Genomic DNA, 23,717 nt, shown 5'->3' on the forward strand with positions numbered 1-23,717 from the left:
TTATTATATATATAATAATTTTTTAAAAGTTATATATATAAGTTTTTACTAATTTAGAAATAATTAAGTATTAATAAATTAACTCCTAATTACAATAAAAATACTACAATTTAACCAATTAAAAAAAAACATGAAGCAAAAAAAATACCCATCTTATAAATAATATAAACCATAAAAAAACCATAATATAATAATAAAGACGAAAAAAAAATACAAGGAAGGAAAAAATTTGAAAGTAGATTATGAATGTGCACCATGTATGCTACGCCAAGCATCAGAAGCAATAGAACATGCAGTAGATGATGATGAAACACGGATGGATATAACCTTAAAAATAATAGAATACATGAATAAAAACTTCAAAAAAAATACACGATCAAACAAACTAGGAACTGACATGCACCATGAAATCATGAAACTAACAGGAAATAATGACCCATACAAAAACCTACGCCAACAAGGAAATGAAGTAGCATTAAAACTATTTCCAAAAATAGAACAACTACTAAAAGATGACCCAACACTTGAAAACTATGTACAAGCAGCAGTAGTAGGAAACATAATAGACTTCGGAGCACTAAAGCAAGATACAAATATGGAAGAATTAATTAAAAAACAAATCAAACAACCACCAAAAATAAATGATGTACAAAAACTAGATGAAGATCTAAAAAATGCAGAAAATATATTATACTTAACTGATAATGGTGGAGAAATAGTATTTGACAAACTACTACTTAAGAAAATAAAACAAGACTATGATGTAAATATAATACTAGCACTTAAAGAAAATCCAATACTAAATGATGCAATAATACAAGATGCACTAGATTTAGAACTTGATAAATATGCAACACTAATAAGTACAGGAGCTGCATCTGTAGGAGTAGTAGAAGAATACATATCAGATGAATTAAAAGATTTAATGGAAACATCTGATCTTATAATAAGTAAAGGTATGGGTAACTATGAAGGACTAACAGAAATGAAAGTTACAACACCAGTATACTTTCTATTAAATACTAAATGTCAAGTAATATCAAATGAAATAGGTGTACCATTAAATAGTAATATTGTTAAAAAAACTGACCTATCATAAAATAAAATAAGAAAAAATAATATTTTATAAAAAAAAGAATTTAGGTGGGAAGAGTTTTTATGCTTTTGGATTTGTAGTGGTATTAAGTATATCACTAAATTCCAGATCTGCTTCCCATTTATCTTTACATTCACATGTGAATGTTTCAAGTTCCTCTGGAATTTCTTGTTCTAAATTAGATTTAATTATTAAACTTTTAAGCTTTGCATTACATTTTTTACAGTTAAATGGTCCACGACGTGTTCCAAATCCTGCTGTATCCATAATCATTGGAATATCAACATTATTTCGTACTTCTTTTAATATTTTTATTGTACTCCAAATCCATGGAGGATTATATGATCCACGCTTCCATAGATAATCCATTAATGTTCCACCATGTACTGTTGCAGGACAATATGCAATTCTTCGAACACCAACATCTTTTGCATATTTTGCTGAATCTATTGCTTCATTAATTGCATCTTTTTCAGATAATAGTATTGGCTTAATTAGTAGATATGCTTTTCCACGTATATCATAATCTTTGATACTATTTATTGTGTTTATTGCATTTTCAAATGACTGGTTTGTTATTCCTTTATTAATATTATTAAGACGAGTTTCTTCATTTGATGTCTCAAGACCTATACCAATTTCAAAGATTTTACCTGGTATTAATGATGCTAAGTGTTTAAGTGATTCTTCATCAATGTATTCTGGTTTTGATTCTACAATTACTTCTTTTATATTATCATATTTACTAAATTCATTAAAGATGTAATCTTGTACTTTTGATGATATTTCATTTGTATTTAGAAAACTTCCAGATACAAATAGTTTAACAGCAACATTATCATGTGATGATATATCTGTTTTTTCAAGCTGTTTATTCCATTGTGTATTAAAAATTTCAATTAAATCATCATCAGTAATATTACAAAGTGGTGAATCAGCAATATAACTACACATAGTACAACCACCACTATCAACTGCCCATTGACATCCACTTGTTGGAAGTACCATAAATATAGTATATCCTACAGAATCATATAGCCGGTCTTCTCCTGCCCAACTTGCAGCATATGCACCTATTGGTTTTTTATCTTTTTTACGTTCACGTTTATTTTTTATGTTTTCTATTGCATTTTCTCGTAATTGTTTGTTTATTTTTTGTATTTGCAAAATTATTCTACTCCCTTTTATAAAAATTTTTTATTATATAATACTTGAAACTAAATTCTATTTTTCAATTATCTTATATATTTAGTATGAATTTAGTACATCACCAAGAAGTTTTAATGATTCTTCACGATTTCGTCCAATTGGTGAACCTACTACAAATTCATTAATTCCTATCTCTTCAAATTTATGTATTTTATCCATAATATTTTCAGGATTTCCACATACAGCAAATGAGTTACACATATCATCAGTTACAAGAGTTGCTGCTTTTTTAAAGTCATGATTCATAAGTGCATTACTTATTTCATCTGCAACACTTACTGGTATGTTATGCCGTTTTAGTACTACAGGTGGTGCTCCTGCTATGATAAATGATACAACAATACGTGCATTATCATAAGCACGATTTAAGTCTGATTCTATACTACATGCTGTGTAAGCTGCATAATTAAAGTTACGATCTGGTTTAGCTGATTTTTCAATTCCTTTATTAATCAATGGTATTGCAATTTCAAAATCTTTTTCATTTGAAGCATTTATAAGTGTTCCATCTGCAACCTCACCTGATGCTTCAAGCATACGTGGTCCTTGAGCTGCCATATAAATTGGAATATAATCCTGAATACGACTTATACCATTAAGTGATGCATTATCACCAAGAACATTACCATCAACAAGTGTACGTATTGTATTAATAGCATCTTTAACAGTAGCTACTGGTTTATTCCATGTTAAATTTAATGTTTCCATTGTTGCTTTATCACCAGGACCTACTCCTACAATTGCACGTCCATCTGATATTTCATCAAGTGTTGCTGTTGCTGCTGCTATTGTAACAGGATTTCTAACATATGGATTTGAAACACCTGATCCCATTTTTATTGTAGATGTATTATTTGCAACTATTGCAAGAACTTCAAAAACATCCCGATTATTATAATGATCTGTAATCCATACATTGTCAAATCCAATATCTTCGGCAAGTTTTACAACATCAACAATATTACGTACTGGTTCATTTGGAAGTAATTCTAAACTAAATTTCATAAAAAGCTAAACCCCTAATTATTAAATAAAAAAATAATATTTTTCTAGATGAATTTCATAATTCAAATAATTTAAAATACAAAAAATATTATTTAGATATTAATTAATATATAAAACATAGCATATAATTATTTTAATAAAAAAAAATTAGTAAAATATAATAAACTTTATTTTAGGAGTGTAATAATATTGAGACAAGAAAATTGGCTTTTAAATAATATAATTGACACAGGACAATGTGCAAAATGCGGAACTTGTACAATACTCTGTCCAAATCATATACTTGAATTTAAAGATGTACCAGAACTAACAGATATATGTCTACGTGATGGACGAGGAACCTGTCATGAAGTATGTCCACGTGTATCATCAGGAAGATATCAAATTGAAATTAGAGAAAATCTAAAAAACGAACAATACACATCACCACTAACACATGAAGAAGCTGTTAAAACAATTATAAAAACACTCATGGATCAGAAAAAAATTGATGGTGCAATAATTGTAGGAGAAGATCACTGGAAATCATTATCATTAATAATTGAAGAAACAGATGATCTAGACTTAGCAGAACATCCAAATAAATACCGAGAATCACCACTAGCAGCACTTGAGGAAATGGGAAAACTTGACCTTAAACGTGTGGCAATTGCAGCACTACCATGTCAAATACAAGGATTTAGAAAAATACAATACTTCCCATATCTTGCAAAACACGAACTTGAAAAAAGCAAACAAGGAAAACCTGTTAAAATACCAGAAATCAAATATCTAATAGGACACTTCTGTACAGAGAAATATAATCATGGAAATATGATAAAAGTACTAGAAGATGAAAACATTAAAATAGAAGATGTTAAAAAATTCACACGTAAAATACCAAAACTAATCGTTGAAACAAAAGATGAAACATATCGTCTTCCACTTAAACCTATTGCTATGAATGAAGGATGTAAGTTCTGTAAAGATTATGAAGCAGAATTAGCTGATATATCAGTAGGTGTAGATGATAATAAGACATGTGTTATAATACGTAAAGATGAATTTGACCAATTTAAAGAAATACTACAACTAACACCAGATACTGAAGATCTTCCAGCAGTTCATCGTGAACGTAAACGTAACAGATTTATGGTAAATGTAACAAAACGTGAAGAAGATGGAGAGCCATTATCATACTACTGGATGGGAGATTATCCAGGTGTTGGAAAACAAATGGATGGTAATCATTTCATACGTCTTAAAGCAGGAGATGCTGGATGGTACACAAAAGAAGATATGCAAAATATTCTTGATATAAGTGAAAAGTATGATCTTAGCATAAAAATTACAACCAGAAGTGCATATGAACTTCATGATGTAACACCAAAAATGGTTCCAATAGTACTTGATGATCTTAAAAAACATAATCTACGTACAGGATCTGAAGGAGCATTAGTACGTTCAACACTTGCATGTCCAGGAAATACTCAATGTAAAATGGGATTAATAGATACAGTAAGTATTGCATCTAAAATTGAGGATTTATTTGCTGAATATCCAACTCCATATAAGTTTAAATTTGCAGTAACAGGTTGTCCTAATAAGTGTGTAAGACCTACAATACATGATCTTGGAATTATGGGAATAATGTATACAACAATTAATGAATCAAAATGTGTAAATTGTGGACGATGTGCTGAGGTATGTAAAGTTGATGCAATTTATTATACAAATGTTGCAAAACGTGATGAGAAACGATGTATAGATTGTGGTAAATGTTTCCGTGCATGTCCTCATCATGCAATAGAAGTAGATCATGAAGGATTCCAGGTTTATCTTGGTGGTAAAAGTGGTCGTGAACTAGTTGAAGGACATCTTGTTGATGTTACAACAGAAGAAGAACTTTACCCATTTATCGAAAAAGTATTAATAGCATACAATAAGCTTGCAGATAAACCACAACGTGAAAGAGTTGCAGATACAATACGTAAAGTTGGATTTGAAAACTTTATGCAAGAAGTTAATAATATAAAATTAGACTAAATTTGTAATATAATAACTAAAATATAACCTCCCTCTATTATTATTTTTTTTATCCCTTTTTTTATAGATTTTATTTTGAAAATAAGTATTTATTATATAAAATAAAAAAAAGTAGTTTCTTTTTAGATATTGGAAAGTTAGGAGTAAAAATATTGTTTTAAATATTTTTCTAATTATTAAAAAAAAAATAAAAAAAAGTAGGGTTTGAATAAAAAAAAAAATAAGATGTAAAAAAAAAATTATAATCGTTTTTCTAATTATCTTATCTTCTTTTCTTAGAATGGTAGTTGTGTGTATGTTTTAATTGTTCCACATTTATACCAATTCCTTATTACTCCAAATGAGTTACGTTTTGATGTTGCATCACATATATACCATTGACCATTTACATACACTTGAGCCCATACGTGTCCTGTTACAAGTCCACTGCTAAATGTACATGTTGCATGGTTGTATCTTGCTGGTATTCCTGCTGTTCTCATCATTGCAACAATAAGGTTTGCCATGTCACAACAGTTACCATATCCACGTGTGTATGTACCTTCTGCACCATATCTGGTATTATAGTATCCACTATATGATGTTCTATCTCGTACATAGTTAAATATTGCAACAGCTTGATTATATACACCTTTTACTCCAGATATTGCAGCTTTTGTTGCTGTTTTAATAATAGAACTATTTACTTGTGCATAATTTGTTTTTTGTAAATAACTATCATATCCTGCTGGTGGTGTATTAAATATACTTCCATTACCAGTAGTTGATGTGGATGATCCTGAACTTGAATTTGTTAATGCTATTACTGTTCCATATAATGAACACATACCATGATTTTTAATGTATGCTACAGCTCTTGTATAGAAGTAAAATGCATCAGCAAAATTCATGGATTTTCCATTTATTGTTAAGTTATATTGTGGTCGTCCATTTTTTGCATAAGATGCCACACATACTTTTGCTAGTGCTATATAATCTTCTTTGTAAATTTTTTCATTATTACAATTTGTTGATGATTGCACAAGTTGTTTAAAATTACCCATTGAAAATGATGAGTTTTGTGCATATACTTGACATAGAAGATAGAAGAAATCTGTTGGTGATAGTTGATCATTTCCTATCGTTACAAAGTTTGGTAATCTTCCATTTTTTTCTATGAAGTTTTTTGTATCATTTGCTTTTGTTAAAACTTGATCATAAGTATACTTATTTGTACTTGATAATACACGTAAATAGGTTGTTTTATTTGATTCTGATGTATAACCATTACCTGAATATTTAATTGTAATATTATTTATTTCATGTGATAATGCTTTTGAGTTATTATATGTAACTTTAGCTACACCATTTACAACTTTTACTGTATCTACTGTTTTTCCATTTACTTTAAATGCAACTTTTCCATCTTTTAGTAATGTTCCTTTTGCATCTCTTATTGTTGCTATAAGTGTTACTTGATTACCTTTTTTAACAAAAACTAAATCGTCACTACTGATATGTGATGTTGTTGTAACTGTTAATTTGGATGATATTGAACCAAAATTATAATATGAATTATCTCCAACTTTTATGAGTATTGTATTAACTCCAGCATATGATAATGATGGCTTAAAGCTACATGATACAACCCCATTAACAACACGTGCATCTGCAAGTTGTTTACCATTGATCTTAAATGATACAGGTGAATTATGTACTAAATTTCCATCTTCATCTTTTATTGTTGCTGTTATTTTTATTGTTGAATTAACTTTTGTTGTATAATTTGGAAGAGTGATATCATAATTACGTTTTACTACAGTTAATGTAGATGTTTTTTCACTTTCTAGTGTTGTTGATGTCTCTCCAACTTTTACAAGTATATTATAATCTTTTGCTTGCCAGTTTCCTACATTTACCGTATATTGTGCTACTCCGTTTGTAATGGTTGCATATGCATGTGTTTGATTATTTATTTTTAGTACTGAATTTACTTGGTTTAAAGGTTTGCCTGATTCAGTTTTAAATGTTGCATTGATTTTAATAGTTTTATTATTTTTTACTGTAACTGGACTTAAATTAATCTTTACATTTTCTTTTGTGCTTGTCTTTGGTGTCTTTGTAGTTTGTGTTTTTGTATTGCTTGTTAGTGTGTTTGTAGTTTTTTGTGTTAGATTTATTTGATTTGATTCAATTTTTTCAGATTCTATGTTTACATTATCATTATATTTAACTGATTTTTCTTTTACATTAGCTTGATCTGACATTACATTCTTAGAATTATCAGATTGTGTATTAGTTGTTGATTTTATTAAGGTATTATCCATACTATGTACTGATTGTTCATCTAAAGATAATGTAGAATTAGATGTATCAGTTGCAGATACAGACATTATACCTACAAATAATGTAATAAGAAAAATCAAAATTAAATGACCCTTAATCTTACCGCCTCCATAATAAACCAAAATATGAAATATTAATTCTGATTAAGTAAGTTAATAATATGATTTTGTTAATATTATATTAACTTTTTATATTCTGATTTTCTGTTAAGTTTTTTAATAAAAACAATATTAAAAAATTAAATTTCTTATAGTATCTTAAAATAGAAAGTTAATTTTTTTAGCTCTGAAATAAGAATCTTTTTAATAAATTCTTATCTATTATGTTTAATTTAAAAAGTATTTAAACCTAGTGTTATATTTTCTTTAATTATATTCCTAAAATATTATGAAAAACCAAAAAGTATAAATATAAAGTAAGTTAAATATTAAATTGTACTTATAGTACAGTATTTTATAAGTTAGTCCCGTAGGGTAGTGGCAATCCTCCTGGTCTTTGGAACCGGGGACAGCGGTTCGACTCCGCTCGGGACTACTAACTTTTACTTAAATCAACTAATTTTTAATTAAACTAATTTTTAAAATAATTTCAAACTAATTTTTTTATTAACTTACTATTTTAAATAATATAAACAACTTAAGATATATACAATAAAATACTAAATAATCTAGGATTTAAAAATTTCTTTTTCTAAAAAATAAAATTATAAATTAAAAAAAAAGGAGCAAAGAATCTAATGGCTTATGAGGATATAGTTAAAAAATATTTAGATGAAGACCCGGAAAGAAAAGTAAAACTCTTTAAATTATACACCAGACTAATGATAATATCAACATTTGCAATAGCAGCAGGTGTAATACTATACATATTCTACATATTTAACTTCTTCTAAAAAATAAAAAAAAGGAAAGTAAAAAAGTTAAACTTTCCCCCCACCCTTCATCATCACATTTTTACTAAAAAAAATCTTTTTTTTAATATGCACTATTATAAATAAGTCTTTGTATATGCTGCACACGACTCATAGCATTCTCTAAAATACGATCAGATACAATAATAGTACATATAGGTTCACCTGGCATAAAAACATAATCTTTTGGTGATATATCATGAATATACTTAATACCATCAAGGTTATATCGAGACATTTTTTTACTATATACAATTAATTTAACACAAAAATTCTCAACATTATTTATTGAAACTTTAACATCATTACAAGCATCAATATCTGCTTTTGCCATATTCATATTATATGATTGTTCTATACATTCAAAAGTTCCCTGAATACGACCATTAACCTCAATAACATATGCTTTATTATCTTGAATTATAAAATCAACACCACCTGAACCTATGAGTTTACACATACGTGATATTTTTGATGAAATATTTTCAAGTTTCTCAGGATGATTAATACATGGTGTTATATTACCACAGTACATAAAATTTCGATAAGATAAACTTGGAGAACCTATTATCTGATGTGAAGATGCAACCATTGTAATACTATGATCAGAATATGATAAAAAAGAACTACTAATACTATCTCCACTAACATATTCTTGTAATAAAAACTCATCATCATCTAAATTTAATGATTCATCAAAAAATCTTACACCAATACCACCTGAACCAATACGTGGTTTAACTAGAAAATCTAAATCAGGATAATTTGAAACAATCTCAGATGCTTCTTTAGTATCATTAACCTTAAATGTCTTAGGCATAAGGAAGTTTTTATGTAAATGTTTATAAAGCTTATACTTATCACGAATATCATCATTATTTTTATTTCCAATAATCTTAGATGAAGGAAACTTAGATACATCAACATCACTACAACATAAAATATAATCAACACAATCAACATACTTAAGTGCAGCTTCTTCTAAATCACACAGATTAAATGTAGGACTATTTATAATGATCAACTTATCAACATATTCATGCATATCAACAAGATCAAAAAAACAAGTAGCATAAACACTAAAACCCAATTCATATAAGGACTTACAAACAGCCCTAGTATTAGATCCAACAACTAAAATTCGACTCAAAATATAATACATCCCTTTTATTTTTATTATTCATTAAAAAAAAATTATCTAATATAAATTTATGTAAAATATAAAATAAGTACTTAATTAAATTAAAAAAAATATAATCTAAAATAAATTTCCCTATATGAAATATAATAAAAATAAAATAAGTAAAAAAATTTGTTATAAAAAAAATAGTATTTTAAAATAAAAGAAAAGGTTAAAAAAAAAGAATAAATCATGAGAAAACTCATGAAATTTATTCAGATTCTCTTGCATTAATGTTTTTCTTAATAACTTTAAGTTGTGCAAAACTTTCCCTTTCCATTTCCTCTAAACGCATTTCAATAAATTTGATTGTGTTTTCAATACGAGGAATGATAACATGCTCTAAAGCATTTACTCTTCTTTTTGTAGCTTCTACTTCCTTAGCTAACATCATTATGGTTTTTTCAATTTCACCAAGTTCAATAATAATCTTAATAGATTCTTCAAACTCTTTAGCTGCTACGTCTAAGTTAGCTGAAGTTCCAGCAAAACCGTAACCTCTGCTTATAACATCATTGGATGTCATTTTACTTTCAACAACTGGTACTGAAACACCCATAATACTACGGGAAGTAATATCAAGTTCAAGAGATTCTCTAACTGATAAAGCTGCACGTTTTACTGCCATATCTCCCATGTCTATTTGAGCTTTATTGAGTTCTGCGTATGCTATTGCTAATTTTTTTTCAACTTCATCACGAGAACCTTGAACACGATCTAGAATTTCGAAAAACTCTTTAATGAGAGCATCTCTTTTTTCTTTAAGAAGACTATGACCTTTAGTAGATAATTTTGCCCTATCTTTTAGACTAAGAAGTTCATTACGAGTTGGATTAACCCCATCTAGTTTTTCATCTGCCATGTATTAGCCTCCTATTACTGAGATACTTAAATTTAAATTATGAAGAATATGAAAATACCTATTCTGATGAAACTTCAACTTCTTCTTCAGTTTCTTCTTCATCTTTTTTAGGTAAGTATTTTTCAATAAATTCTTCTTTAACACGTTTAAGTTCAGTTGTAGGTAAGATAGATAATAATTCCCAACCAAGATCAAGTGTTTCTTCAATAGATCTATCTTCATCTTTTGCTTGTCTGATAAATTTATCTTCAAATTCATCTGCAAATTTTAGGAATTTTCTATCACGGTCAGTTAATGCTTCTTCCCCTACTACAGCAGTTAAGTCACGTAAGTCACGACCTTCAGCATATGCTGCATATAATTGGTCTGAAACTCCACTGTGATCTTCACGAGTACGGCCTTCACCAATACCCCCACTCATAAGTCTTGATAGGGATGGAAGTACATCTACAGGTGGGTAAATACCTGTTCTGTCTAATTCACGTGAAAGTACAATCTGTCCTTCTGTAATATATCCTGTTAAATCAGGAATAGGGTGAGTAATATCATCCTGTGGCATTACAAGAATAGGCATTTGTGTAATTGAACCATCTTTTCCTCGTATACGACCTGCTCGTTCATATATACCAGCAAGGTCAGTGTACATGTAACCAGGGTATCCTCTACGTCCTGGTACTTCGTTACGTGCTGATGAAATTTCCCTAAGTGCTTCACAGTAGTTTGTAAGGTCAGTTAGAATTACAAGTACGTGCATACCTTTTTCAAATGCAAGGTATTCAGCTGCTGTTAAAGCCATTTTAGGAGTCATAATTCTTTCAATAGCAGGATCGTCTGCTAAGTTCATGAATACTGTTACACGTTCTAAAGCTCCGGTTTGCTCGAATTCGTTCATGAAGAAGTTTGCTTCTTCGTGAGTAATACCCATAGCACCGAAAATTACAGCGAAATCAGTATCTTCTGAAATTACCTTAGCTTGTCTTGCAATTTGTGCTGCAAGTTCGTTGTGAGGTAATCCTGATCCTGAGAAGATAGGAAGTTTTTGACCACGTACAAGAGTGTTCATACCGTCAATGGTTGATATACCTGTTTGAATAAATTCAGCAGGGAATTCTCTTGCAGCTGGGTTCATTGGAGATCCGTTTACATCTAATTCTACTTCAGGAATTATGTCAGGTCCACCGTCAATAGGTTTACCAATACCGTTGAATATTCTTCCAAGAATATCTGGGGATAAACCGATTTTAGCTGTTTCTCCTGTGAAACGTACTTTTGTTGATTCTGTGTTAAGGTCACTTGTACCTTCGAATACTTGAACAACAGCTTTGTCTCCTTCTACTTCTAGAACTTGACCGGTTCTTTTTTCACCATCAGGTGTTTCAATATCTACAATTTCATTGAAAGCTACACCGTCTACACCTTGAACAACCATTAAAGGTCCTGAAACTTCTGTTACAGTGGTGTATTCTTTTGTTTTAACATCTATATCATTCATTGTACAGCCTCATTACATTGTGTTTGTATTTGATCTCTTATTTCTTCAACTCTGCCCATGAATTCATCTTCTGGGATGTATTTCATTCTGTCAAGATCTACTCTTACATCTAGGTTTACAAGTTTGTTTGCATCTGCTCCATCTGCAAGTGCTGCTTGTGCTGCTGTGTCATAAAGTAGAATTGTTTTGAGCATGTTGTATTGTTTAATTGGTGAACAGTATGTATCTGTATCATCAAAAGCGTTTTGTTGAAGGAAGTCTTCTCTTAACATACGTGCTGCTTCGAGTGTTACACGATCTTTTTGAGGTAGTGCATCAGGTCCTACAAGCTGTACAATTTCTTCGAGTTCTGATTCTTTTTGGAGTAAAGCCATAGCTCTATCTCTTAATTCTCTCCAATCTGAACCGATTTGTTCATTCCACCAGCCTGTAATACTATCTACATATAGTGAGTAACTGTTCAACCAGTTAATAGATGGGAAGTGACGTCTATCTGCAAGTGATGCATCAAGTGCCCAGAATACTTTAGCAATACGTAAGGTGTTCTGAGTTACAGGTTCGGATAAGTCTCCACCAGGAGGTGATACTGCTCCTACAATTGTAATTGATGATTCTGCTGCATGATCTCCTATAGTTGTTACACGTCCTGCACGTTCATAGAACTGTGCTAGTCTTGATGCTAGATATGCAGGGTATCCTTCTTCCCCAGGCATTTCTTCAAGACGTCCGGATAATTCACGCATAGCTTCTGCCCATCTTGATGTACTATCTGCCATAAGTGCTACATCGTATCCCATATCTCTGAAGTATTCAGCAATGGTAATTCCGGTGTATACACATGCTTCCCTAGCTGCTACCGGCATGTTTGATGTGTTTGCGATAAGAACTGTTCTGTCCATTAATGGGTTTCCAGTTTTAGGGTCTTCTAATTCTGGGAACTCAATAAGTACTTCAGTCATTTCGTTTCCACGTTCTCCACAACCAATGTATACAACTATATCTGCATCTGCCCATTTAGCTAATTGTTGCTGTGTTACAGTTTTTCCTGAACCGAATGGTCCTGGCATAGCTGCTGTTCCACCTTTTGCAAGACAGAAGAATGTATCTTGTGCTCTTTGTCCTGTTATAAGTGGTACATCTGGGTCAAGTTTGTTTACGTAAGGTCTACCTACACGTACTGGCCAGATTTGCATCATTTGTACTTTTTCTATTCCATTTTCTGTTTCTACTTCAGCAATGTCGTCAACAATAGTGTATCTGCCTGGACTTACAATTGATTTAAGTGTTCCTGACATTTTTGGTGGTATCATAATTTTGTGTACAATTGATGATGTTTCATCTACTGTTCCTATGATGTCTCCACCTTCTACTTTGTCTCCAACTTGTGCTGTTGGTTTAAATTCCCATTCTTTTGTTTTGTCTAGTGCTGGTACGTCTACCCCTCTAGGAATGAAATCTCCTGCTTCGAGTTTGATTTCATCTAAAGGTCTTTGAATACCGTCGTAAATTGATTTTAGTATTCCAGGACCTAATTCTACTGAGAGTGGACCACCTGTACTTTCAATTTTTTCTCCTGGTTTAATACCAGCAGTTTCTTCGTAAACTTGAACTGTTGCTGTGTCGCCGTGAAGTTCAATTATTTCACCTATGAGTCCGATATCACCTACACGTACCATTTCGTGTACTTGTGTACCACGCATACCGTCACCGATAATAACCGGACCTGCAATTTTAATAATTTTTCCTGTGATCATTTTACCATCTCAACCCCAATAACTCTTTTTATAAGGTCATTCATTGGGTCAGTTTCTCTTTTATGTGAACCTGACTTGTCGGGTACTTCTATAATCATAGGTAATGCCTTAGTTTCACTGTATTTTGTGATATCCTCTCTAAGTTCATCACCAATTTTTTCTGTAGTTATGATGATTGAATATTCATCATCAACTAGTTGCTTTAAAGTAGCTTTTGATTCTTCTTTATTATGTACTGGGAATCCACTTTTGATTCCACCTAACATAAAACCAGTTACTGTATCTGGATCTGCCATTATAGCTATATCATTTTTCATAATAACATCTCCTTAATTTCAGAACTTGGTATAGCAAGTCCTTTTTTACTTCTTGCTATTATTTTAAGATTTTTAATTTCAGTTTCTTTTTTGTATAAGAAACCAATAATTGGACCTACTCCAAATGGTCGTTTTTTAAACATGTTGTCTGCCATTTTTCTTTCGTATGCATCTAAAGCTTCATCGAATACTGTAATTGAACCTTCTTGGTTGTATTTAGGTATTGCATCGATGATAACTTTACCATATTCAGAACTTTCTATACTGCTTAAAAGTGAGGTCATATCTTCAGATTCCATGAATTCTTTAAGTTTCCATGCACGAAGTTCGTAACCTCTTTTTATAACGTATGGTTTGATCTGATCATATGATAAACCATCAGCTTTAGCTCTTAAAATAATTTTAATTGCTGCTATATCTACTTGAGTTCCTACATAACTGTGTAACATTCTAGTGTTTTCATCAGACTGATTTGCTGATTTTTCTAGAAGTCTGTGATAGTAGTAGTTATCTAATGCTGATTCTAATGTTAATAATGTTTTATTTTCATTAAAATCTGGTAATGCATCTTCTAACACTTTTGCATATGGTGTTCCTTCAAGAGCTACAATTAAATCTTGAACAGAATCTGCTTCGATGAGTTTTGATAAATCATCTTTTAAGCTTCCATATGGAACTAACAGTTCACGAGTTTCTTCTTCATTTAATTTTGCTTCTTTTGCAATTAGAATACTTTTAATATTTTTAATATCCCATTGGTGAAGCATTACATCAAATGTTGGTTTAAGATCATTAGGTGCTATCTTATCTAGTAAATCATATGTCTCTGCAAGATTTACATCTAATGCTTGTTCTATTGGATATTTATCAACTAATCCTGCGAAGTCTTTGTAACCTCTTAGGTAGTTTTTAAATTCTTGAAGATTGTCTGTTTCTGTTAATTCTGTTAATTGTTTTTCTTTGAAAATTTTACCAATTTTTGCTCTTACCCGTGAGTTAGGATAAGTATATGGGTAATATTCCATTAAAGGTCTAAATGTTATTACTACTATAATTGCCCCTATTATGGCAAGTACAATAACTAATAATGCTAGGAATGACTCAATAGAAGAGAATCCGAAAGATGTTATTATTCCTGTAATGGTTTCTTCCATTTAATCTCCTCCATTAATTTATCTGAATAGTTTTTTAGCAACCTCTGATCTTAAGTATTTTCTATATCTTAGCATACGTGCTTCAATAGTATTTTTAACTTCAATATCACCATCAATGGTACTTACTACAGCTCCACCAATAATTGCTATTGGAGATCCTATAATAAATGAAGTTTTTTGACCAGTTTGTTCTGAAACAGTTTCAGATATTTCGTCAATCATGTTGTTTACATTATCAATATCGTCTGCTCTGACGAAAATTTCAAGTTGACTGCTGCCTATTTCTACTGCTGCATCAATAATCATATTTTTTAATGCTTCTACGTAGTTTGCAGCATTTTCAGATGCTAATTTTTCAATTTTATCTGATGCTATTCTGAAAGCTTTTTCAATTAATTCTTCACGAGATTCTAATTCTTTTCTTCTTGAATTAACTTTTGCTTCTGAAATAATTTGTTGATATTTCATATCTGCTTGCTTATGTGCAGCATCAATGATTGAATCTCTTTCTGCTAATGCTTGAACTTCACCATCAGCTAGTATTTTATCACTATCAACTGTAGCTTTGGAGATGATTTCATCAGATTTTAACTGAGCATCTGCTTTAATATGTTCTATTATTTTATCTGCTCCAACGCTCATCTATGTTCCTCCGAATAAAAAATATTTAATTTTAAAGACTTTTCCTCCAAGTTAAAATGTAAGAAAGTCTTTTTTATTTTTAACTCTATGCTCCGAGTATTCCACCGAATACTAATAATAAGATAGCGATAAGGAAACCATAAATAGCCTGAGTTTCAGGAATAGCTGTGAATACTAAACCTTGAGCAAACATACCTGGTTCTTCTACAACTGCACCTACAGATGCGGATGATGCGATACCTTGACCCATACCTGAACCAAGTCCACCGAAACCAACTGATACTCCTGCACCAATTGCTACTAAACCTGCTGTTACTCCTAATGGAGATCCTCCCATAATTCCTGAGAATACTAATAATAAGATAGCGATAAGGAAACCGTAAATAGCCTGAGTTTCAGGAATAGCTGTAAATACTAAACCTTGAGCAAACATACTTGAATCTTCTGCTACTGCTCCTACAGATGCTGAAGATGCTATACCTTGACCGATACCTGAACCTAATGCTGCAAATCCTACTGCTGTACCTGCACCTATTGCAGCTAGGGCTGAACCTAATGCTAATTCTGCTGCCATGATATTTTCCTCCAATTTTATATTGAATTTTTTATTAAATTTTTTATATAATAATTTTATTTTAAATTTTTTTAGTAAGATCTTTATTTTTTCCTGTTTGTTTTAAAAATATAGAATATAATTACTAAAGAAGTTTCTTACTTATTTTTCTACTTTAGTATATACTCTTTCTGCTTCGAATGGTTCGAATGGTTCACTGTCTCCTGTGTAGAAGTTACCGAAGAACTCTACAAAGTGTAGACGTAATGAGTGAATAAATGAACCGAGTGATTGGAATGCAATGTTAAATAGTTGTATTGCGAAGAATACAATAATACCTAAAATTACTCCAACATATGGAACCATTTGTCCTAATAATTGGAATAAAAGGTTTGCTGTCATTGCGATACCACCAGTGGATAGACATAATGCAAGTAATCTTGAATATGATAATACATCTCCAATATATCCGAATATGTCCATAACTCCCATAGCACCTGCTCCGTAAATTAGTAAGATTAATGCAATAATGAATGTTACTGCAAATGGAATCATTCCAGCTACTACGAATAATACTATTGAAATTTCAATAATTACCCAACATAATTGACCTGAACATAACTCTTTAATGTTACGACTTTTTACATTATCAATTATACCGAATAAGAATGCTATGTTTAGGTGTACTAAACCTATGATAATTGCTAATATCAAGATGTTTTCTGGATGTGCGAATGCGTTTATACTTGGAATTACAGTTGGTAATGCAGCATTTGCATCTCCCATTAAGAATCTAGGTACAAAGTCTCCAAGGAAACCTCCCGTTACTAGCCCCATCAGTATTGTCCACAGACCCATTTGGGTAAGTATAGCACCAAATGAGGTAAATGTTTTGTTCACTTTTCCTATTCCTCTATATATGAGGAATCCGACAATAGCAATAATTATTCCATAAAATGCATCGGTCAAACAGAAACCGAAGAAGAATGGGAAGAAAAATGCCATTATGATTGTAGGATCTATATCCTTATAGTTTGGTGTTGAGTACATGTTTACAAGTAACTCATATGGTCTTGCAAAAGCAGGGTTTTGCTGCCTTACAGGTACTTCGTTGTTTTCGATTTCCTCTTCTGAAGGATCTTCAACTTCTATGATACTGTTACCTTCTGTAACTTGATCAATAATTGTTAAAGTTTCGTCAACATCTTTTTTAACTACCCATCCTTTAATCATTTTGGTAGTTTCTGTTTCACCAAAGTATGAGTAAATTTCTGTTCTTTGTTTTTCGATATCAAGTTGTTCTTTTAATATGAGCATTTGATCTCTAGAACGTAAATCTACTTCTCTAATATCTTTTATACATTGTTCTTTATCGTTTTTCAAATCTTCTAGTTTTTTAGCGGATGCTTCAATAATTTCACTAGCTTTTCCACTTAATCCGGAAACATCTAGTTTTTCAAATTCTAAGCGTCTTAAAATACCAGAAATTTCTTCTTCAAATTCATTAAGTGTTACAATAATAAGTGGTATTACTGTTTTATCTTTACTTTCTGAATCTGGAGAACCTTCAAATATAACTACTTCTTGTGTTGCTTCTTCAATTTGTGATTTTGCATCAGCTAGGTGCTCTTGTGGAAGTAGCCCTGTGATGAATGATGTGTATGCATTATTTTGTAAGTATGCAAAGTCAACATCAAAACTTTTTAATTGATTTGCAATGTTTAAGTTGTCTTTATATTTGGTTTCTTCAGTACCAATTTCATTCATACGTGATTCAATTGGACTGAGGACTGAATCAACTTTTGTAATGATTTTTTCAGCGTGTATTGATAATTCTTCAGGAGATAGGTTTTTTACTTCTTCTGAGAATATTTCTTTAGGGCTGAAAAATCCTTTAATAACTTCAACCATACTAGTTTTTGGCTCTGAAGATTTAAGTGTATCAATGATACTATCACATTTCATTGCTAGTGATGAAATCTTCGTTGCGTGAGGGTCTTGTTTTGATACAGTTAATCCTTTGTATTCATCATCATTATGAATTTCTTCAGAGAGATCTTCAATTTCCATAAGTCCTCTTTCATAAAGAGCGTCTACTAAAGGTTTTGTGTATTGATTCAATGTTACTATGCTTATTTTTTGCATTCGTGCTGGCCTAAACATAGTTTAACCCCTATAATACGATTTCTATTATTATATCAGCTGCGTCTTCAACATTTTTTTCTGATCCCATGAGGGATTTTTTAATGTCTTGGTCAGATTCATTGTTGATGATTACTGCTTCTTTAGCTGCTTCATCTTCTCTAGCGTTTACTATGTGTTTAGCTTCATCATTTGCTTCTTCAATAGCTTTGCTAATTTGTGAATCTACTGTAGAACGAGCTTGTTGGATCATTTCAGTTGATTTTTTATTTGCTTCATCTATAATACCATCAGCATCAGATTCTGCTTTTCTGATTGCACTGATAGCTTCAGAAATATTTGCCATTTATAAATCACCTTTTTATATGATCTTTTCTTCTAATATAAAAAATATACCCAAAATAAGTTATCTTATTTGTTTTTAAAAATAATTGAGTATATATCGTGTAATTGTTATTTAAATAAAAAAATGTATGCTAATCCAATTATCACCTCAATATAGACATGAGAACGTAAAATTTAACACTTTAAAATGAATTATCGTGAAAAATTTTAATATGTTCATAAAATTATCTTATATACTAATATATATTAGTTATCATTAGTTATATATTTTTATAGAAATAGACTTCCTAAAACTACTTAATAAAATATACTATAATACCTTAAGTCAAGTAAATAATAATAATAGTAAAAAAAATTGGAGGAGAAAAAATTTTATATACTTATAAATCTTGCTGATTTTTAAGTATCATATCAGCACCTGTTGTAATACGAATAATAGGTTTTGATAAATGTCGACGTGCTTCTGTTGGAACTTCATAAAATCCAGGTTCAATTTCACGTTTTATACTACGTTTAACTTTATCTGAGGATCTTATCTTTTCTTTACAGTTTGGACATTTAAAACCCTTATTTTTACCAGCAGATTTCATACGACGACCACACTTACATACTGGATTTTCATAAACATATTCATCAGCCACAGTATTTAATTTGAATTTTTCCATGTTAAGTGTGTTATTTTCATTTAATCCACCATAAATTGTAAGTTTATCACCTACTCGTAATTTACGTACAATATCACGGAAAGACTTAGTTGGCTCAAATGCTGCACATGTTAATACACCTGTATCATCTGATACTTCGAAAAATACATGTCCTCCCTTAATATCATATGGATTTTTTACAACTTCACAATCAAAGACATAACAACCTGTTTGTTTCATATCTTTTATTGGTATATCTTCTTGCATATGCATATCAGTATGTTGATTTGTTCTAAATATACAGTAATCTTCAATTTCTTCACATGATTTAACTATAGTATGTGCTTTTTTTACAGCTTCAGGAGTATTTCCACGTATTCCATATAATACAGGACATGGTGTATGTGGTTCAATTGCTGTATAATTTTGTTCAACATCAATATTATCAAATGTATCAGGATATGTAATTTCATTCATCTTAAAAATACTTTCATCATCAAGACATCTTTTAGTACCATACTTATCAGCTTGCCTATATGCTAGTAATTCAAATGTTTGATCTGTAAGTTTTAATGATATTGCAGCAATAGCACCGATAATTCCTCGTCCTTTTTTAAATTTATGATACTCAATATTATTCTCCTGGGCAAACTTAGTTGCATAATCTATTGTATATATTTCATATATTGCATTTTGAGCATAACAACGCATAGCATCTGTTATTTCACCTTTATAGAATATTACACCAGGATTAGTATTTACTCCATCAAACATTGCATATTTTTCAACATATTCTAGTGTTACATCTTTTATGAGTTGTTCTTGTTTTTCATCTTCAACTTCTACTTTAAATGATAATGCTCCATTTCCACGTGTTTTATACCGAGCAAATGGATTAAGTCGTATAAGTCTTGGATAATCAACTGGGTATATATTATGTTTGCGTAGTTTATTTAGTATAATACATGTTAGATATGTTGTACACATTCCTTCTGCTGAGTCTGTATCATCAATTCCTACATGTAGTGTTATTGGTTTTTCATAATTCAAAATAAGATATCCTCCCTTATTGAAAAAAATGTTTTATGTAAATTAAATAATTAAAATTAAAAAAAAATTGGGTTTTCCCATTTTATTCTCTTTATTTATATTATAATGTTTTATATTAAATACATATAAATATATAAATTATGAAAGTAGATTATTCTTCAATTACACGAGAAAACATGTTATATGATATTAATATTCTTCTTAATACATATGATTTTCAAACATCTAACATCTATGATAGAAGTTGTTTTGATATACTTGCTCGTCGTGATGACATATTAATTATTCTTAAAATCTATAAGAATATTGATAGTTTAACACAAACACAAGCTGAAGAGTTATCGAAAGTAGCTGGAACATTTCTTGCAAGTCCAATAATTATTGGATTAAAATCAAAACATAACTACCTAGAAGAAGATGTTGTATATGAAAGATATGAATTACCTGTAATATCACCTCAAACACTATGTAATATTATAGCTAATGAAATACATCCTGAAATTCTATCAAAACGTGGTGGATATTATGTTAAAGTTAATGGTGAATTACTAAAACAGATGCGTGAAAAATATAATTTATCATTAAAAGAACTTGCAGATCTAAGTCATGTTTCACGAGAAACCATATATAAATATGAACAGGGAAATAGTCAGACATATCCTGAAACTCTTCTAATGCTTGAAGAGATACTAAATACAAATCTAGCTGTTGATATTAACTTATTTGAATCAGATTATTATAAGTCACTTGATCGTAAAATTAAAGAACCACGTGAATTAATAAAACTAGGATATGATGTAAAATCATCAAATAAAACACCATTTGATGCAATATCAGAAAGAAAACTTGAAAATAAGAAGTTAAATAAACTTAAAGAAAAACTTGATAATACTCTCCTTGAGGTTGAAAAACTTAAAAGTGAGGTAAATAAACAACGTGTGCGAAATAATATTCTTATAACTAATATGGAACGTAAACGTAATGAGAAAAAACTTAACCAAATCGCTGAACAAACACGTGATATAGCCGAGATTACCCAAAATGAAGCATTATTTGTTCTTGAAGATAGTAAAGATAAGAAAACTATAAAAAAAGTACCCTCTATATATACATGGGAACTAAAAGATATGGACAATTTCGAGGATTTAATAAAACTTATAAAAGAAAGAAAAAAAGAAGTAGAAGATTCATGACATTACATCATAAATAGTTTTCATAGTCTCATCAATCTCAGCTTCTTTAGACATACCAACACAAACTGCATCAACATACTTAACATCCTTCATAAACTGGTATGCTTCTGCAGGACTTAAAACTCCTGCAGCAAGTGTACGATTTGCAATAACTTTTTTTTCATCATAAAGAGATAATAATTCATCCATTAATTTACGATTTTCCTTATTTAAGAAATTACAATCCATCATATAACCATAAAAGTTAATTGGAAGCATAATAACATCTATATACTTAAAAATATCAGAATTATAAATCTTATCAAGGTGATTAAATGGCATACGTGTTTCAATACCAGCAACATATCCATACTCACCACTAAGACGTTTAAGATAATCTACAACACGATCAATTTCACCTTTCTTAATACATTCATCAACAAAAAATCCATCAAGGATAACTGTTGACATTTCATATTTTGAAAATAACTCCATATCAGAATTAAAATTATCCTCAGATGTAAAGCCAATACAACTCCATGCATGACCACTTTTTATTGATAAATCAACACCAGCAATTAAATCATCTGAATTTCTAAGCATAAGAGTATCTAAATTTCCCTCATCATATGCATAATTTAATAATTTTTCCACATTTTCAGGTTGTTTTTTAAAGTCAAGTTCATAAAGACGTGAACGGTGTCCAAACTGTTGTGCAAATGTAAATACTGATGTTCCAAAAATAACTTCTTTAAATGTCATAATAATATTCTACTCCTTAAATTAATATCATTTTTTTTTAAATTATTCTTATTTAATTTCCAAATTCATTTTTTATTTTATAATATCTTTTTTATTAACTAATATTATTATATTATATAAAAAAAAGGCTCTGTCAAAAATTGGGTTGTTAAAAAAAAGTATTATTTTTACACTTAATGATGATTTTGTTTTAAATATTTTAAAATTAGAAAATAAGTCCGTAAAATTAATATGATTAGAGGAGTAGATATTTTTATATGTTTAACCAAAAAATAAATACTCCTGGTAATATATTTAACTTAATTCCTTATAATCTTTTCGATTTTATAAAAAATTTTGAAAATAAAGTAAAATTAGAATTTAAATCAGAAAATAAATCTAAAAAACGAATAAACAAAAAAAATAATGTTGAAAAAGAGAGTAATTATTATTTAAAAAATGATAAGGATATTTATCCGCATTGTGGATCAAAAAAAAAGTTATAAAATTTGCATATAAAACAAAAAAAATTAGTTATTTTAAATGAAGGAAAAGTAGAAGTTAAAATTCAGAGATATAAATGTAAAAATATGCAATAAAATATTTAATACTGATTTGTCTAATTTTGTTTTACCGAATTGTAATATTATAATTCCTGTAATAGGGACTATTCGAAGAATTTATTCAATTCATGGATCTAGTATCTATAAAATTAAGTATGAGTTAAAAAAACAGTTTAAAGTAGATATTTCACACCAAAGTATATAAAACGTTATTAAAAACTATAAAAAAGAAAATAAAGTTTAATTCTGGAGTTATTCAGGTTATTACTTATTTAATAGTCTTTGGACTAAAATTAACTGTTCGTGGAAGTATATTTTAGCTTTATTTGATGTTAAACAGAATACATTGGTTTCATTTGATTTAGCTTCGAATGAGTCTAAAAAAACAATAAAAAAGTTTTTATAGAAATCTACGCATAACCAAAAGATAATAGCAATAACAACAGATTTAAAAGAAGAATATAGACTTCCTATAGCACAATTAGAATTTAAACACCAATTTTGTAATTTTCACACAAAATAAAAGATAAATAGGA

The 23,717-nt window shown here is 29.8% G+C and carries 20 protein-coding genes and 1 tRNA gene; 6 read left to right on the forward strand and 15 right to left on the reverse strand.

The annotated features are described in order from the left end of the window. Window positions 1-229 precede the first annotated feature (229 nt). Window positions 230-1,099, forward strand: coding sequence for a damage-control phosphatase ARMT1 family protein (locus tag MSCUN_RS02625; protein WP_245837659.1), 870 nt, complete (start codon window positions 230-232; stop codon window positions 1,097-1,099). A 57-nt stretch (window positions 1,100-1,156) separates the two neighbouring features. Here the strand turns inward: MSCUN_RS02625 and MSCUN_RS02630 are convergent, their stop codons facing one another. Together MSCUN_RS02630 and MSCUN_RS02635 are read right to left on the reverse strand one after the other, a co-directional pair. Next, window positions 1,157-2,263, reverse strand: coding sequence for an archaeosine biosynthesis radical SAM protein RaSEA (locus MSCUN_RS02630; RefSeq protein ID WP_095608934.1), 1,107 nt, complete (start codon window positions 2,261-2,263; stop codon window positions 1,157-1,159). A gap of 81 nt (window positions 2,264-2,344) precedes the next feature. Then, window positions 2,345-3,310 (reverse strand): 5,10-methylenetetrahydromethanopterin reductase, encoded by a 966-nt coding sequence (locus MSCUN_RS02635; protein WP_095608933.1) that lies wholly within the window; start codon window positions 3,308-3,310, stop codon window positions 2,345-2,347. A gap of 189 nt (window positions 3,311-3,499) precedes the next feature. On the opposite strand from MSCUN_RS02635, the gene MSCUN_RS02640 reads away from it, so the two are divergent. Beyond that, window positions 3,500-5,335 (forward strand): Coenzyme F420 hydrogenase/dehydrogenase, beta subunit C-terminal domain, encoded by a 1,836-nt coding sequence (locus tag MSCUN_RS02640; RefSeq protein ID WP_095608932.1) that lies wholly within the window; start codon window positions 3,500-3,502, stop codon window positions 5,333-5,335. Between the two features lie 275 nt (window positions 5,336-5,610). On the opposite strand, the gene MSCUN_RS02645 is transcribed toward MSCUN_RS02640, so the two are convergent. After that, on the reverse strand, window positions 5,611-7,740 hold the full coding sequence (locus MSCUN_RS02645) for a transglutaminase domain-containing protein (protein ID WP_095608931.1): 2,130 nt from the start codon (window positions 7,738-7,740) through the stop codon (window positions 5,611-5,613). A gap of 382 nt (window positions 7,741-8,122) precedes the next feature. Here MSCUN_RS02645 and MSCUN_RS02650 point away from each other — a divergent pair. Together MSCUN_RS02650 and MSCUN_RS08275 are read left to right on the forward strand one after the other, a co-directional pair. After that, window positions 8,123-8,194, forward strand: a tRNA-Gln gene (locus MSCUN_RS02650). A gap of 202 nt (window positions 8,195-8,396) precedes the next feature. Continuing rightward, the gene (locus MSCUN_RS08275) at window positions 8,397-8,552 is read left to right on the forward strand and encodes a hypothetical protein (RefSeq protein WP_170104005.1); all 156 of its coding nucleotides are present in this window, start codon (window positions 8,397-8,399) and stop codon (window positions 8,550-8,552) included. An 82-nt stretch (window positions 8,553-8,634) separates the two neighbouring features. Here the strand turns inward: MSCUN_RS08275 and MSCUN_RS02655 are convergent, their stop codons facing one another. From MSCUN_RS02655 to MSCUN_RS02705, 11 genes are all read right to left on the reverse strand, one after another. After that, window positions 8,635-9,720, reverse strand: coding sequence for an ATP-grasp domain-containing protein (locus MSCUN_RS02655; RefSeq protein ID WP_170104007.1), 1,086 nt, complete (start codon window positions 9,718-9,720; stop codon window positions 8,635-8,637). 241 nt (window positions 9,721-9,961) lie between these two features. Next, on the reverse strand, window positions 9,962-10,612 hold the full coding sequence (locus tag MSCUN_RS02660; RefSeq protein ID WP_095608929.1) for a V-type ATP synthase subunit D: 651 nt from the start codon (window positions 10,610-10,612) through the stop codon (window positions 9,962-9,964). Between the two features lie 58 nt (window positions 10,613-10,670). After that, window positions 10,671-12,104, reverse strand: coding sequence for an ATP synthase subunit B (locus tag MSCUN_RS02665; protein WP_095608928.1), 1,434 nt, complete (start codon window positions 12,102-12,104; stop codon window positions 10,671-10,673). Then, entirely contained in the window at window positions 12,101-13,858 is a 1,758-nt protein-coding gene (locus tag MSCUN_RS02670; RefSeq protein ID WP_095608927.1) for an ATP synthase subunit A, read from the reverse strand. The genes MSCUN_RS02665 and MSCUN_RS02670 overlap by 4 nt, the downstream gene beginning before the upstream one ends. Then, window positions 13,855-14,175 carry a V-type ATP synthase subunit F gene (locus MSCUN_RS02675; RefSeq protein ID WP_095608926.1) on the reverse strand — a complete coding sequence of 107 codons (321 nt, stop codon included), beginning with the start codon at window positions 14,173-14,175 and terminating at the stop codon, window positions 13,855-13,857. The genes MSCUN_RS02670 and MSCUN_RS02675 overlap by 4 nt, the downstream gene beginning before the upstream one ends. Then, window positions 14,172-15,329 (reverse strand): V-type ATP synthase subunit C, encoded by a 1,158-nt coding sequence (locus MSCUN_RS02680; protein WP_095608925.1) that lies wholly within the window; start codon window positions 15,327-15,329, stop codon window positions 14,172-14,174. The genes MSCUN_RS02675 and MSCUN_RS02680 overlap by 4 nt, the downstream gene beginning before the upstream one ends. An 18-nt stretch (window positions 15,330-15,347) precedes the next feature. Continuing rightward, window positions 15,348-15,971, reverse strand: coding sequence for a V-type proton ATPase subunit E (locus MSCUN_RS02685; protein WP_095608924.1), 624 nt, complete (start codon window positions 15,969-15,971; stop codon window positions 15,348-15,350). Window positions 15,972-16,056: 85 nt separating this feature from the next. Continuing rightward, a complete protein-coding gene (locus MSCUN_RS02690; RefSeq protein ID WP_095608923.1) occupies window positions 16,057-16,545 on the reverse strand; it encodes a V-type ATP synthase subunit K in 489 nt (162 codons plus the stop codon). A gap of 141 nt (window positions 16,546-16,686) precedes the next feature. Further along, on the reverse strand, window positions 16,687-18,687 hold the full coding sequence (locus tag MSCUN_RS02695) for a V-type ATP synthase subunit I (RefSeq protein ID WP_095608922.1): 2,001 nt from the start codon (window positions 18,685-18,687) through the stop codon (window positions 16,687-16,689). Between the two features lie 10 nt (window positions 18,688-18,697). Next, window positions 18,698-19,012, reverse strand: a complete 315-nt coding sequence (locus tag MSCUN_RS02700; RefSeq protein WP_095608921.1) for a V-type ATP synthase subunit H — start codon at window positions 19,010-19,012, stop codon at window positions 18,698-18,700. Window positions 19,013-19,391: 379 nt separating this feature from the next. Then, window positions 19,392-20,705 carry a tRNA(Ile)(2)-agmatinylcytidine synthase gene (locus tag MSCUN_RS02705; protein WP_394338959.1) on the reverse strand — a complete coding sequence of 438 codons (1,314 nt, stop codon included), beginning with the start codon at window positions 20,703-20,705 and terminating at the stop codon, window positions 19,392-19,394. A gap of 140 nt (window positions 20,706-20,845) precedes the next feature. Between MSCUN_RS02705 and MSCUN_RS02710 the strand changes: the two genes are divergently transcribed. Further along, a complete protein-coding gene (locus tag MSCUN_RS02710) occupies window positions 20,846-21,898 on the forward strand; it encodes a transcriptional regulator (protein WP_095608920.1) in 1,053 nt (350 codons plus the stop codon). Here the strand turns inward: MSCUN_RS02710 and MSCUN_RS02715 are convergent. Beyond that, the gene (locus MSCUN_RS02715) at window positions 21,893-22,639 is read right to left on the reverse strand and encodes an aldo-keto reductase family protein (RefSeq protein ID WP_095608919.1); all 747 of its coding nucleotides are present in this window, start codon (window positions 22,637-22,639) and stop codon (window positions 21,893-21,895) included. The two genes, MSCUN_RS02710 and MSCUN_RS02715, sit on opposite strands and share 6 nt — an antisense overlap. A 257-nt stretch (window positions 22,640-22,896) precedes the next feature. Between MSCUN_RS02715 and MSCUN_RS02720 the strand changes: the two genes are divergently transcribed. Beyond that, window positions 22,897-23,124, forward strand: a complete 228-nt coding sequence (locus MSCUN_RS02720; RefSeq protein ID WP_095608918.1) for a hypothetical protein — start codon at window positions 22,897-22,899, stop codon at window positions 23,122-23,124. The last annotated feature ends 593 nt before the right edge of the window (window positions 23,125-23,717 follow it).

Source organism: Methanosphaera cuniculi (genome assembly GCF_003149675.1).
In the GTDB taxonomy this organism is placed as follows: domain Archaea; phylum Methanobacteriota; class Methanobacteria; order Methanobacteriales; family Methanobacteriaceae; genus Methanosphaera; species Methanosphaera cuniculi.